Consider the following 13,277-nt stretch of genomic DNA (forward strand, 5'->3'; position numbering starts at 1 on the left):
ATCGCATTCAGCAAATGCAACCCAAGCATGGAGATGGTTCGCGATCGTCCCTGAGAGTTTTCATGCCCAATCTAAACAACTTCAACTGGGCTGTGGGTTAAGCCCTGATAAAGGTTGGATAAACTTAGGGGTTTGATTCTCTAGATGACTCACTCGTCAGATCAATGGCATTAGCTTGAGACTGAAAGCCCTGGTTTACCTTGTTCTCCAGACTCAGCCTGGGAACACTGATTCAGAGGCTCTGCCTCTAGTGTTGATAGAGGCAGAGCCTCCAGGTTTGCCATTCCCAGACAAAGCCTGGGAACGAGGGAGAGGGATGATGGGTATGGGCAGGTACTCGTAATGTTTCCGTTTATTTCAGTGCTATTGATTCGTCAGATGGCTCATTCATCTGAGATGGTTCTAACAGCATCTTGTGGAGGTGCCAGCGAAATGTGGAGTCGAGATACTTCTGCCGGATTGTTTCCCAGTTCTCCATGACTTCCGCCTGGGTCTTGCGGATCGACTCTTCCAGTTTGGCTAGTTTTGCCCGGTTTGGGAGATGATGTGCCAGGAGTTCAAGCAAAACCTGACCGTCATGGACTTTGCCCAGGGAATCTTGAATTGCTTTTACGTCTCCAATCCATTCCTTAAAAGACTTGCCGTAAAAAGGTAGGAAAAACTCTGCCTGGTAGCGAGCATGTTTACAAGCTTTGCGCAGGTCGTGGAGGGTTTCGTCCGCCTCATCGGAAATATCGGTTGCTGGGATTAGCCAACCGGGATGCAGCAATAGGGTTGAAAGCAATGGACTGAGCAGATCTGGCAGCAATGATTGGAGGGGCAGTTGTGCCAGGATGGTGTATCGAGGGTCGCTGAGCCAGACATCATAGGCAGTTTTCAGTGCTTGATAGCGCGATCGCGTCAGGGTATCTTCAACCGCGGCAAAGGCACGACGGCGATCGCGGTGCAGGGAAGCGATCGCATCATCCAGCAGTGCTTGTTCAGTTTTACTTAAGCGAGGGCGGTAAACTTCTTGTAAATCAGCAATTTGGACATCCAAATCACGCAGATCGCCCAGTATTCTTGCTAACGCGCCAATCCGCTTTGCCTGAGCCGCTTTCGGTAGTTCCACGACTCCACTAAACACCTGTAAAGCCGTGCGCAACCTGCGAGTACCTACGCGCATGTGGTGGAGATGCTCAGGGTCTTTATCTGCCAGAACTTTCTTTTCTAACTTAGTGAATGACTGATATTGTTCCTCGATGGTGTCATAGGCAAAATCACCCAATGTCAAGGATTGACGGTTACTAATAGTCGATTTCTGTTTATTTTTTTTCTCAGTTTTAGTTACCATTCTATTTCACCAAATTTGTAACCCATACCCGTTCTGGATGGCAACACCGTTGAGGAACCATTGTCATCCTAATCCCACAGGATGGGTAATCCTGTCTATTCTTAGCTTACCGAAAACTCAACTCAAAGCTAAATGCTTCGACGATTGCGTATAGCGTTTCCTTTCTGGGTGAGGTACATCTCATCTGTTTGACTCAAGGATTCTACGGCTATCCATGTACCTCACTGGATTCAAAAACGCTATATCTGATTAGCTCAGATCTAATCCCGCCAGAAGCCTTTGATTTTCGGACTCTGAACGAACAGCTACGCGGAAATAGCGATCGCCTAGTTCGGGAAAACTGAGGCAGTCACGAATCAAAATTCGATGCTGCTTTAAGAGTTCTGTTTGAAGCTCGATCACAGAACGCTCGGACTCTACCAGCAAAAAGTTAGCCGAACTGGGGTGAGGTTTCAATCCGGCAAGTTGGGCTACCCCTTGATACATTTGGGTTCTCGCGGTTGCCAGCCAGTCCCAGGTTTGTTGCTGAAACTGAGTGTCCTGAACCAGCACCTCGCCCACGGCTGCTGCCAGCCCATTGACAGACCACGGATCGCGCCACGCTTGCCAGCGTTGCAGGCAGTCGGGATGGGCGATCGCATAGCCCAACCGTAGCCCCGGCAGGCTATAAAACTTGGTCAGCGATCGCAGCACCACCAGGTTGGGATAGTCCTGCACCACCTCTACAACACTCTGCTGCTGATCGGGGGGCAGAAAGTCCATAAAGGCTTCATCCACCACCACCAGAGCAAACTGTTCCAGATAGGGCAGGATAGCTTCCCTGGGGAACAGGATCCCAGTCGGGTTATGGGGATTGTTGAGGAGCAAACCGCTGTCTTTTTTGAGTTGCAGATCGGCGAGGTCAATTCTGAGGGGTTGATCAAGATTGGGCGATCGCAAATCTGCCAGAGGACAATTTACGACCTTTGCCCCAAAAGCCTTTAACGCTCTCAGGTAATCACTGAAGGCAGGGGTCAGGAGGTAGGTGCAGGTGAGTGTTGACAAATCCCGTCCTGCCCAGGTCAGCAACTCGGCGGCTCCATTACCGGGCAAAATCCAGTCTGGGGAAATCTGGTGAAATGCACCAAGGGCAGAACGGAGCCGGTGGTATTGAGGATCGGGGTAAGCGCTCAGGTCTTGCAAATGCTCCTGGATCGCGGCGATCGCCGATGGCGGAGGTCCCAGCGGATTGATACTGGCAGAAAAATCCAAAATAGCAGAGGGGGAACAGTTTGCCAGCGATGCTGCCCAAACTAAATTCCCCCCATGCATAGGACGATCAAGACGATCAATCAGTCGATTCACAGAGCGATGGTTACTTTTTCTTACTGCTGCTAGCCACCGGAGCAACCTTTTCCCTAAACAATTTCCCAGCCGAAAATGCAGGCACCTTCGTTGCTGGAATGTTCATCTTAGCGCCAGTTTTGGGGTTACGTCCCTCCCGTGCCTTCCGTTCTCGGGATTCAAAAGAACCAAACCCAACCAGAGTCACTTTATCGCCCCCACTGACCGCCTCAACAATCGCTTCAAGAGCAGCCGTCAACACCGCATCTGCCTGCTTCTTGGTAACGCTGGCTTTATCAGCCACTGCATCAACTAATTCGCCTTTATTCATAGGGTCTCCTTGTTGCTATGGGACAAAAAACACCGTACATTTTGCTCTCTAACTGAGATTTTGGTGCAATTATCTGAGGTGATTTTGATGAAATGGCTGAAACTCCCTCAGACAGGTTCTTCCAATGTCCTATTCTAGAAGGTCTATTTCAATCTGGATCGGTGAAACCTTTAAGATATATAGCTTTTGGGACTTTTTTCCTGATTTTAAAGTTGTAAAGCCATAAGCAACCCCTATAAATAGGGCGTTTCAGGAATTTTGGGTGCCCGGTATCAGCAGTCGGGAAAGCGTTTAACTTTCAATTCCTAACTTTCAATTCTTAACTTCCATCGCTCCCTGCTCACGCAATCATCATATTCTCAAATGCCTGAAGCCGGGAGGCTTCCAGAACATTGCTTCTGCCATAAATTTTGGGGAGTTGTCCAGTTTGGACTAACACCTGCCGGACCTCGCGGTTGAGGATATCTGCCAGGTTGCGGTTGCTGTTAAGGGCGATCGCGGCAGCAATGCCTACCCCCTGCCCGACAGCGACATTGAACTCGACAATTCTGCCAGCGGAGCAGGCATAGCCATCAAACCCGGAACCTGGACTGACCACTGCTAGATTGGGGACACTCCGCATCAGAGCATGGCGGATGCCGATGTTAAACAAAGGGGGAGTATGAAACGTAATACTATTTATTCCTTGCGCGGAGGCTTTGGTTCCCAAGCCCGTGATACCGCCGCGTACATCCAGATGGTAGCCAAAGGTACCCAATGCTTCACTGGCAGCCACACCACCCTCCATCATGCGGGCACCGCTTAATGGTTCCACTGCTTCCGTCACATTGCCCGCATGGCGAATGTAGAGTTCCAACATAGGTCTGACTCTGATCGCGCCACAACTTTTGAGCCATCGTTCAATAAACATCACTTCTTCCAACATGGCAGCCGTGGGTTTGGCAGAGTTGCGTGCCAGCGCTTCTGCCTGGGCACCTGTGGTATAGCAGAGGAGAGCATTCCAGGAAAGTCGGTTGCCTGGGAAATAGGCAATGTTTGCCTGGTCTAGAATGGCACCGCTGTCTGCGAGTACCAGCCGTTTGCCACGAAAGGCATGGTAAACAATCGAGAGTGCCCGACAGCGGATATCGATGTGGTCCTGCCCCACGTACATCGTTTTTAAGTTGCCCTGGGCATCCACCAGGTCTTTTCTAAAGAATTGGGCCAGCTCTGGATTAGAGCCAGCCGCGATGTTGATATAGCGTTGTGCTTCGGAGTCATTGGGGTTCGTTAACCGGCGCAGGTAAGCGAGTTCCAGTTCTTTCAACCGCTGAACACTGAGTCCTTCTGACTCAAAAACAAGCGTGACTGGCAATTCTGAATCCGGCAGACCAAAGGTGCCAAACCCCTGGAGTTTGTCAATTCCCGCTGTTTGTGCCAGTTCCGCATTCACAGTAGCATCGATAAACTGTCTGGCAAGGTAAGTCTCTCCCCTTGAGGTAAGGATGCCAGTTAGGTTTGCCCCTTCCTTAAAGACCGCCTCAATCTCGATCCGGCTCAGAATATCCACACCCGCTTCACTCAGCATTTTGCGCAGAGCGGCATCGGCTTTAATCCGATCAAGGGCAATCTGGGAAACCCCCGATCGCTGCAAGAACTCTTTATATAGGGAAGAGGGATCACCAAACGTAGGGAGATTGAGCGATCGCCGCACTTCCAGTGGTACATTACTCCGATCCAGGTAGGCAAGCCCACCCCGCACCAAATGCCCCCCTACTCCATCCGGCGAGTAGCCCTTAAACATCAACAACCCACGCATTTTTCTACCTGTGCGCCGGTTGAACTCTCTGGATGCAGCAACCAGTGCCATAATGCCGGGAACTTCATCCCCAAAAGCGATCACATCATAGGTGCGGACAGAGGGTGTGGCTGCGGTCATAGTAAAAGCATAAGCAGTGCAGGATGATTCTAGACCAGCCGAGAGAAAATGAGGCAGAGGAAGGGAAATTGGGAGAGGAGGTGGGAGGTGTTAGGTGTTAGGTGTTAGTCAATATCAACTAGTAATTAATGATTTAGTAAAACTTTCAACTCCTCACCCCTTCACCCCTTCACCCCTTCACTCCTCATCCCTCACTCAACTCTAATTGCCGGTGCAGGGAACAAGGCTCTAAAACCTGCTTGACGCTGCCGTTTTCGTTCCTGTGGTGGTTCGTTGGCTGGTTCAGCGACCAGGTTCCACATCGTTTCATAGAAAAAGAAGGAAACGCCCGCAAATTTTTGTTGACGAACGGTTTGAACCTGTTCCTGAATCTGCTGTATGGGTACGGTGCGTCTTTTTAAGCCAGCCAAAATACCGATCGCCGTGGGAATGCGGCGACGAGCTTCTTGAACTTCTGGGGCGTTCAGTTCCGCCATGAAGGAATTCAGGTTGTCCCGGTACACTTGCAATACCAATTCTTCGATCAAACCTCGCTGTTGCCAGGTGTGCCAGTCCTGGAGGGAATGGTGATAGGCAAACTCGTAATTGTTGGGGGCAAGGCTGACCAGTACGTTCGGTCTGTGAGTTTTGATTTGGCGAAACAGTCGTTCTTGAAAATCAGTGATTTTGGTTGCCCGCCAGCGGGTCCATTCAGGGTCTTTAGGATTTGAGGGGGGTGCCTTACCCCGATGTTCCTGGCGATAAAGCTGAACGGTAAAGGGATCGTAGCCAAATTCGTGGGGCAAGCCAAAATGATCATCAAACTGGATGCCATCAACCGGGTACTGGGTAACGATTTCGAGGATGAGATCCAGAATGAATTTCTGAACTTCGGGTTTGAAGGGATTCAGCCAGACGCGGGGATAGATGCCCTCTTGCCAGGTAATGGTTCCGTCTTGACGCTGAGTTAGCCAATCGGGGTGGCGAATTGCCAGGGCGGAGTCTTCCGGTGCCATGAAGCCAAACTCAAACCAGGGAATCACTGCCATTCTCTGCTGGTGTCCCTGCTGCACCAGTTCTGCCAGTACGTCGCGCCCTTGTAGCCCAAATGGACGCGGATCAACGGCAGTTCCAATCATTGCCTGGGCGGTGGGGCTGGGATAGGAGGTATAACCCCAGTTCCAGACCACCGGGTAGAGCGTGTTGATGTGGATTTTTGCCAGATCTTGGATGGCATGGCTGAGGCGATCGCGGCTATACAGCACATCACTATCCACATTGGTCATCCACACCCCCCGGATCTCGCTACGCTGGCTCGGCACCCCTGGCAGCGGATGACTTTCTAATCCAGAGATGCCTGAAATTAGAACCAGGAGAAAACCGACCAGGAAAATTACCAGGACAGTGAATTTAGGCAGAGAAAGGCGGAGCGATCGCTGGTATGGGCGAGAATCTTGCATAGAGTGCAGCGGATCAGGCGAACGCTCTCCATTTACGCATTAACCTGTCTAATTTCATCAAGAAATTCTCAACCGCCACTGGCTTTTGCCTTATAGCCCAACTGCACCAGAAACTGGACAATCTTTTGCTTGTGATCCCCCTGAATTTCAATTTCGTTTTCTTTGACCGTGCCCCCTGCCCCGCACTGGGTCTTCAGTTTCTTGAGTAGGTCGGTCAGCGTCTCTGGCTTTGCCTGAAACCCACGAATAATCGTTACCGTTTTCCCTTTGCGTCCGCTACGGGTCGCTTCTACACGCAAATTTTGCTGATTGGGTGGCAAATCTGGAACCGCCCGTTTGAAGGCTTCCGGGTTGTCATGATTGCCAAATTCTGAGTAAACAGCCCGGTCTTTTCCGCTGGAAGAGTTTGATTTTGAGGATGACATGGTTAGGGGGAGGGGAGGGAGTAAGGGGTGTGGGGAGTTGAAAGTTGAAAGTTCAGAGTTTTGAGTTGAGAGTTTTAAGTTGAGAACGCTTAGCCTGCGAGAACGCTTTGCGAATAGTTGCTAAGGCGACAGGGGGAATAGGCTTTTAAAGCATCCTCTAAATTGGATTCACACCCCTTCCGTCCTCGCGATAAGATAGGGAACTAGACTTCACGTGGGCAAGAGTTTCCGCCCAAGCAAGTTTTTCCGATTTCATCTGCTACTGTTCATCTGCGATTACTCCCTGCCATGAAGCACACCCTATCTGTTCTGGTTGAAGACGAAGCCGGAGTTTTGACCCGGATTGCTGGTTTGTTTGCCCGTCGTGGGTTCAACATTGAAAGTCTAGCAGTTGGACCCGCCGAGCAGATGGGCATTTCCCGGATTACGATGGTAGTTCCCGGTGATGATCGCAGTATTGAGCAGTTGACTAAACAGCTTTACAAGCTGATCAATGTCCTCAAGGTGCAGGACATTACTGAAGTCCCCTGTGTTGAACGGGAATTGATGTTGTTGAAGGTGAATGCCGGTAGCACCAATCGTTCTGAAATTGTGGAATTGGCGAATATCTTCCGGGCGCGAGTCGTGGACGTAGCCGAAGACTCCCTGACGCTGGAAGTGGTAGGAGATCCTGGCAAAATGGTGGCGATCGTTCAAGTACTAAATAAATTCGGCATTCGTGAAATCGCCCGCACAGGCAAGATTGCCCTCATGCGCGAGTCGGGTGTGAACACTGAGTACCTCAAGTCCCTGGAAGCAAAGATTTCTTGAGATGTAGTGTAGGGTATAGGGGGTTAAGAGTTGAGAATTGAGAGTTGAGAGTTGAGAGTTTTAAGGAGCATAGATAAATAAAGGGGCAAGGTAGGGGGCGGGTTCAGCCAGCACTTCGACACAATGAAGTCTGGCAGACAAGAGGCTTAAGCCCCCTGTTGAGTCTGAACTCATATTGAACTGGTATCAGAACCCAAAACTTTCACCTCTCAACCCCTAACTTTCAACACCTAGCACCTCACTCCCTGATATCTTCCACCATCATGGAAATCCTAATTGTTGAAGATGAAGCTGAAATTGCCCAACTCATTCAGCTTTATCTGGAGAAGGAAGGGTTCTCTTGCCATGTCTGTCGAGACGGCATCAATGCCTTGCAAATGTTCCAGGAACAGAAGCCCGATCTGATCATTCTGGATCTGATGATTCCAGGGTTAGATGGGCTGGAAGTGTGCGCCCGAATTCGGCAGAAATCGGGGACTAAAGATCCCTATATCTTGATGCTGACGGCAAAAGGAGAAGAAATCGATCGCATCATTGGGTTGTCAACCGGGGCAGATGATTATATGGTCAAGCCTTTCAGCCCGAAGGAACTGGTCGCACGAGTACGCGCCCTTTTGCGACGCACCCTACGCCAGGGAGGACAAAGTCAGACCTATCGGACTCAACACTTTTTTATCGATATTGATCAGCGGCTTGCCCAGCGCAATCTTGGTTCTGGCGAGATGGAACCGATGGATCTAACGACTTTGGAGTTTGACCTGCTGGCAACCTTCATGAGTTACCCTGGACGTGTCTGGAATCGGGCGCAACTGATCGATAAACTCTGGGGCAGTAACTTTTTTGGGGATGAGCGGGTGGTTGACACTCACGTTGCCCGCCTGCGCAAAAAAATTGAACCAGACCCTGCCAATCCCACGTTTGTTAAAACCGTAATTGGAGTGGGCTACAAATTTGAAGATTCGGTAGCGTAATTAATGGCAAAACTCGGACTCCGATACCGCCTTTTCCTCTCCCATCTGGCTGTCATGATTGTGGGGCTGAGTACTTTACTACTGGTCAACAAGCTGTTTTCGCCGCGCTTGTTTGTCCTGCAATTAGAACGGTTGGAAGGGAGCGAATTTAGACTGTTTCGGGTGCGTCAACGGTTGGTAGAAGTGTTTGAGTTTACCTGGAGCCGGGGCGCATTTTGGTCAGTGGTAGTGGGAGGAACCGCAGCCGGTGGGCTGAGTTATCTGGTGGCAAAGCGGATTATGAAGCCCCTGATTCAAATCGAGGACGTGATTCAGAAGGTGGCAGCAGGACGGTTAGAAGAACGTTTGCCGAGTAGTGAAATTCCAGAGCTGAACCGGTTGGCGTTGAGTTTTAACCACATGGCGGCGAATCTGGAAGGGGTGGAGCAGCGCCGTCGGGAGCTAATTAGTGATCTAACCCATGAGCTAAGAACACCGCTGACGGTGGTGGAAGGTTACCTGGAGGGATTGGCAGATGGCACGATCGCCCCTTCCGTAGACATTTATCAACGGCTGGCGCGGGAAACAACCCGGTTACGCCGCTTGGTGAATGATTTACAGGAACTTTCCCAGGCAGAGGCAGGTTACCTGCCCGTTCGCCCTCAAAAATTTGATGTGCGTCCGCTCCTGAAATCCCTGGTCGAGCGGTTTTCTGACCAGTTGTTGGAGGAAGGACCAACTCTGAGCCTGGAGTGCCCCACTGACCTGTCGCCTGCCCTGGCAGATCCGGAGCGAGTGGAGCAGGTGATGGTCAATCTGTTGGGGAATGCCCTGCGCTATACCGATGCAGGCTCTATCACGGTTCGCGCCTGGAATGAACCGGGTAAATTATGGATCGCAGTCAAAGATACTGGTCAGGGCATTGCGGCGAAGGATTTGCCCCATGTGTTTGAGCGGTTCTGGCGGGCGGATCGATCGCGCGATCGCCTGTCGGGTGGCACTGGGATTGGGCTGGCAATCTCGCGGCGACTAGTCGAGCTTCAGGGCGGCACCATTCAAGTTGAAAGTAAACTTGAAAAAGGCAGCACGTTTCGATTTTCACTGCCATTAGCGTAAAAATTGACTTACAGGTCTGTGAAGAAACAAATTCACGGTTTGGTTGAGCTGTAGTAAGGCATCACCATGAGATTATTTTTTAACAAGCCTTACTCTCTGGGGTGGTTTCCGTTAGTTTGTCTCTTTTGAAACCTGCCCCAGCAGATTAAAGTTGGATGTGATTAGATTCACAATCCTTGCCTGATCAATTTCGAGTTTCAATTTCAAGTTTAAGAAGTAGTCTCTTTTCTCCCTATTTATCCATGAATTCAACTCCGGCTTCAGATGCTTCTTTGTATGAAATAGCGCTCAGTTCTGACCAGCCCTCGCTTGTTCTGCAAATCAGCCCAGCCACCCTTAAATCGGTGGTTGGCTCGTTTATCGATTTGCTAGTGGAGCAAAAAATCCCAGCAATCATCTGGGCAAAGCTACCACGGGGCGATATCTGGCAGGATGAATTGGAGCGTTATCACGAGTTGCCTGGAGTTGCCAGGGCGATCTATCAGTTCAAAAATTACCGGGATGAGAGTGGGGATGATGCCGGGATGGTGAGTATAGCAATTTCACCCACCAGTTCTGGCTCCAGCGATCTGCCAGCCCCTTCAGATAACGCAGCCCCAGAAATCGGAAGTAACCAGGGAGCGATCGCCTCCATTTCCCTGGCACCGGATAGTCATCTGCGCCGGGAATACTGTTTAGTGGTCTGGTCTACAGAGTTTCAGGGGATGCTGCTTGCCCATCGCCCCCGCTCTGCTCAGGTCTCGAAGACAGCTTCAGGCATTCCAGACTCCACTGCGGCTCGACCTGGAGCCGAACCACGGGCTGAAGACGGGCAGGAAAAACGGCAAAACCTGCTGGCAATCTTTTCCTTTGATCCTGAGCTGATTTCTCGCATTTTGACAGGACTTGAATCTGCCACTGCCTTCAGTCAGGCAAGACTGACGACTGAAACTGGAACCACTCAGCCTGCTGGCTCCCATGATTTCATCCGCCACTGGCAAGCGTTAAAGGCAACGATGCCTGTCGTAGGAGCCAATCCTCGCCTGTTAGGGCAACTGCTGACCCGACAACTGCAACAACAGGAAGAATTCTGGCAACGCAGCGCGACTTACCGCAAACAGGCAGAAATAGCAGAAGTGTTGCAGATTCAAAATGTTGAACTGAGCAACGCCATCCGCCTCAAAGACGACTTTCTCAATAATGTGGGACAGGAACTACGCACCCCTCTAACAACGATTAAAACGGCACTCACCCTGCTCAATTCGCCTAATCTTAAGCCGCCCCAGCGTCAGCGGTACATGGATTTGATTGCCAAGGAATGCGATCGCCAGAGTTCCCTGATTACCAGCCTGCTAGATCTGGTGCAGTTGGAACAGGTGGTGGATCAGTCCTCTCTGCAAGCCATTCGCCTTGCTGAGGTGGTGCCCGGAGTCGTCAGCACCTATCAACCAGTGGCAGAGGAAAAAGGGGTGAGGCTGGCATACACCGTACCGGAAGATCTGCCCCCCATTTCCTGTATGAACAATTGGCTGAAGCAAATTGTGATCAATCTCCTCAACAATGGCATCAAGTACACACCGACGGGAGGGCAGGTTTGGGTTCGTGCCAAGCGTCAGGGAGACTACGTCCAGCTAGAATTTCGGGACACCGGGATTGGAATTACGGCCAGCGAAGTGCCTAAAATCTTTGAGCGGTTTTACCGGATCCGGCAGGCTTCAGAAGAATCTGCCAGTGGCGCAGGGCTGGGATTAACCATTGTGCAGCAACTCCTGATCCACTGTGGTGGTTCTATTTCTGTCCGCAGCAAACTGGGCGAAGGATCGACCTTCAATGTGCTGCTACCCGTTCACAAATCTGCTTTAGACCCATCAGCGGAGTAAATGAACCCTCTGTCAGCACCTTGTTGGCATGGTCAGCAGGCAGTCTGCTCAGAACGTTGGAGGCGGCTGGTTCAACCGTTCAAAGGTTGGCTCCTTCGCAGGCTATTTCGACAAGGGCTGCTTAAGGCTACCCCGGCTGAAAGGCTGCTCCGAAGGGCGATACCACACGTCCTCTGAATGGAGATTGAAATCCTGATCCGTCCAAACCAGAGAAACCTGGGACACCAGGCTATTCTGGAGCGTGACCAGGGTAAAGTTACGCAGGCAGACATTCCCCTGATGCACAATCCGGGGCACACTGGCAGCATTAACGTAAACCGTACCCTCTGGGCTGGCAACGATGGGTGTACGCAGGCACTGTTTGGTATGGCGAAGCTGGTGATGCATGTGCCCAAAGGCAACCAGAGGCACCTGTTTACCAGTGGTGCGGGTCTGGGCGATCGCCGCTGCCAGGTCGGGGTCGCCGTGGTCGCCACCCAGGGGTTGCCAATCTCGTCCACAGGGGTCTTCCGGGCGATCGCCCAAACCTAAAGGACCACAGTGCCCCAAGAAAAGGATAGTGTCAGATGCACCCTGACTGGCGGTTTCAGCAATTCGGGCGGCAGACTCAGCAAAGCTGCCAACCCCAAACCGCGACTGGTAAAACTCCGGATTTTTCCAATCAGAACCACCCCAGCTAAAGGGTCGCCCCCCCACTACCGTCAATCCCAATTCCGGAAATTCTCGCTTGCCATAACCGACATGGGCATCCCCCAGTAGATCCAGTTGTTGTTGTACCCGGTCTTCCTGGCGGCGATCGTAGGGGCAATGCTTTATCCCCCAGGGAGTTGCCGTATACCAGGCATCATGATTTCCCAGCACAACCGCTTTTGGCAGGGAAAGGGCAGCGATTTGTTTCACAATCTCAATCGACTCATTACCAAAGTCTCCTACCAACAGCACAAGATCCACGCCCAGATGGCTCAGAGAAATTTCATCATTGGCATCCCACTGATTGTGGACATCCCCCACAACCGCAATTTTTATTACCCGTGAACGGGGAAATGGTGCCTTAGACACCCGATTGGTAGAAGTCACGATGTCGTTCGTATTTTTTTTGGAAATATCCTGTAGCCGCTCAGTCATGCCCAAAGTCTTCGATTAACCCCTCCAGCATAAAAGACGATCGCCGTGCTTAAAGGCAAAAAACAACCGCTTTGAGGAATGGCTAAAAACCGGAGGTTGAAGGCTAAAGGTTGAAGGCTAAAGGCTCAAGAAATTTTTCTAACACCTAACACCTGAGACACCTTACCTAAACTTGCCCAAGCTGCTTTAGGGCAGTTTCCCGTGCTCTTTCAGAGAGCTTATCCAACAGCACGTGTTGAGAATCGTCAATTAGTTGCTCTTTATACATCAATTCAACCGTCGTTTCCCAAAGAATTTTCTCAAGCTGTTCTGCCCGCTCTGCCAACCACAGATGGGTTTCTGCATCTTGGGGAAACTGATCAATACAACCGAGGGTGTATTGTCGGAAGGTTCTGACCTGGCGCAAAATGCGAGCCAGATAGCCAGGGCACTCGCAGGCAATGACTTCCGCCGCTTTACAGATTTCTAGCAAAGCATCGTCCGTTAGATCTGAAAGTTTAATCACGCGCTCTTGATTGGTTGTCATAGTAAATTTCAGCATTTAGCAAAGAAGATATTCTGACTATAACGTTGCTCCATTGCAGCCATAGCAAACGGGGTAGGCACCCCGGCACTACCCCGACAAAGTCACCATTCTTGTATTCAGCA

The 13,277-nt window shown here is 50.9% G+C and carries 12 protein-coding genes; 4 read left to right on the forward strand and 8 right to left on the reverse strand.

From position 1 onward, the window contains the following. Positions 1–352: 352 nt before the first annotated feature. The 6 genes from AC1S52_RS18030 to AC1S52_RS18055 form a co-directional block, all read right to left on the reverse strand. Positions 353–1,333 (reverse strand): CHAD domain-containing protein, encoded by a 981-nt coding sequence (locus AC1S52_RS18030; RefSeq protein ID WP_482030428.1) that lies wholly within the window; start codon positions 1,331–1,333, stop codon positions 353–355. A gap of 249 nt (positions 1,334–1,582) precedes the next feature. Next, on the reverse strand, positions 1,583–2,677 hold the full coding sequence (gene cobD / locus AC1S52_RS18035) for a threonine-phosphate decarboxylase CobD (protein ID WP_482030429.1): 1,095 nt from the start codon (positions 2,675–2,677) through the stop codon (positions 1,583–1,585). A 10-nt stretch (positions 2,678–2,687) separates the two neighbouring features. Continuing rightward, positions 2,688–2,987: an HU family DNA-binding protein gene (locus AC1S52_RS18040; RefSeq protein ID WP_223046048.1), complete on the reverse strand. Its 300-nt coding sequence runs from the start codon at positions 2,985–2,987 to the stop codon at positions 2,688–2,690. 340 nt (positions 2,988–3,327) lie between these two features. After that, entirely contained in the window at positions 3,328–4,905 is a 1,578-nt protein-coding gene (locus AC1S52_RS18045) for an FAD-dependent oxidoreductase (RefSeq protein WP_482030430.1), read from the reverse strand. Between the two features lie 191 nt (positions 4,906–5,096). After that, entirely contained in the window at positions 5,097–6,344 is a 1,248-nt protein-coding gene (locus AC1S52_RS18050; protein ID WP_482030431.1) for a glycoside hydrolase family 10-like protein, read from the reverse strand. 68 nt (positions 6,345–6,412) lie between these two features. Beyond that, positions 6,413–6,769, reverse strand: a complete 357-nt coding sequence (locus AC1S52_RS18055; RefSeq protein ID WP_482030432.1) for a translation initiation factor — start codon at positions 6,767–6,769, stop codon at positions 6,413–6,415. A 288-nt stretch (positions 6,770–7,057) separates the two neighbouring features. Here AC1S52_RS18055 and ilvN point away from each other — a divergent pair, with 288 nt between their 5' ends. From ilvN to AC1S52_RS18075, 4 genes are all read left to right on the forward strand, one after another. Further along, positions 7,058–7,579 (forward strand): acetolactate synthase small subunit, encoded by a 522-nt coding sequence (gene ilvN, locus AC1S52_RS18060; RefSeq protein ID WP_482030433.1) that lies wholly within the window; start codon positions 7,058–7,060, stop codon positions 7,577–7,579. 263 nt (positions 7,580–7,842) lie between these two features. Then, a complete protein-coding gene (locus AC1S52_RS18065; RefSeq protein WP_482030434.1) occupies positions 7,843–8,550 on the forward strand; it encodes a response regulator in 708 nt (235 codons plus the stop codon). A gap of 3 nt (positions 8,551–8,553) precedes the next feature. Further along, on the forward strand, positions 8,554–9,645 hold the full coding sequence (locus tag AC1S52_RS18070) for a sensor histidine kinase (protein WP_482030435.1): 1,092 nt from the start codon (positions 8,554–8,556) through the stop codon (positions 9,643–9,645). 242 nt (positions 9,646–9,887) lie between these two features. Continuing rightward, complete coding sequence (locus tag AC1S52_RS18075) at positions 9,888–11,504, forward strand: ATP-binding protein (protein WP_482030436.1); 1,617 nt, start codon at positions 9,888–9,890, stop codon at positions 11,502–11,504. Positions 11,505–11,606: 102 nt separating this feature from the next. On the opposite strand, the gene AC1S52_RS18080 is transcribed toward AC1S52_RS18075, so the two are convergent. Next, positions 11,607–12,629: a TIGR04168 family protein gene (locus tag AC1S52_RS18080; protein WP_482030437.1), complete on the reverse strand. Its 1,023-nt coding sequence runs from the start codon at positions 12,627–12,629 to the stop codon at positions 11,607–11,609. A 166-nt stretch (positions 12,630–12,795) separates the two neighbouring features. Beyond that, the gene (locus tag AC1S52_RS18085) at positions 12,796–13,155 is read right to left on the reverse strand and encodes a hypothetical protein (RefSeq protein ID WP_482030438.1); all 360 of its coding nucleotides are present in this window, start codon (positions 13,153–13,155) and stop codon (positions 12,796–12,798) included. Between the last annotated feature and the right edge of the window lie 122 nt (positions 13,156–13,277).

It is taken from the genome of Kovacikia sp. CALU 1929, assembly GCF_056784235.1.

What these genes read in the sequence shown, in the direction of transcription:
- AC1S52_RS18070 (WP_482030435.1), top strand. Translation starts at nt 8,554, where the DNA reads ATGGCAAAACTCGGACTCCGATACCGCCTTTTCCTCTCCCATCTGGCT.
- AC1S52_RS18075 (WP_482030436.1), top strand. Translation starts at nt 9,888, where the DNA reads ATGAATTCAACTCCGGCTTCAGATGCTTCTTTGTATGAAATAGCGCTC.
- AC1S52_RS18080 (WP_482030437.1), bottom strand. Translation starts at nt 12,629, where the DNA reads ATGACTGAGCGGCTACAGGATATTTCCAAAAAAAATACGAACGACATC.
- AC1S52_RS18030 (WP_482030428.1), bottom strand. Translation starts at nt 1,333, where the DNA reads ATGGTAACTAAAACTGAGAAAAAAAATAAACAGAAATCGACTATTAGT.
- AC1S52_RS18055 (WP_482030432.1), bottom strand. Translation starts at nt 6,769, where the DNA reads ATGTCATCCTCAAAATCAAACTCTTCCAGCGGAAAAGACCGGGCTGTT.
- AC1S52_RS18045 (WP_482030430.1), bottom strand. Translation starts at nt 4,905, where the DNA reads ATGACCGCAGCCACACCCTCTGTCCGCACCTATGATGTGATCGCTTTT.
- AC1S52_RS18085 (WP_482030438.1), bottom strand. Translation starts at nt 13,155, where the DNA reads ATGACAACCAATCAAGAGCGCGTGATTAAACTTTCAGATCTAACGGAC.
- AC1S52_RS18065 (WP_482030434.1), top strand. Translation starts at nt 7,843, where the DNA reads ATGGAAATCCTAATTGTTGAAGATGAAGCTGAAATTGCCCAACTCATT.
- AC1S52_RS18040 (WP_223046048.1), bottom strand. Translation starts at nt 2,987, where the DNA reads ATGAATAAAGGCGAATTAGTTGATGCAGTGGCTGATAAAGCCAGCGTT.
- AC1S52_RS18050 (WP_482030431.1), bottom strand. Translation starts at nt 6,344, where the DNA reads ATGCAAGATTCTCGCCCATACCAGCGATCGCTCCGCCTTTCTCTGCCT.
- ilvN (WP_482030433.1), top strand. Translation starts at nt 7,058, where the DNA reads ATGAAGCACACCCTATCTGTTCTGGTTGAAGACGAAGCCGGAGTTTTG.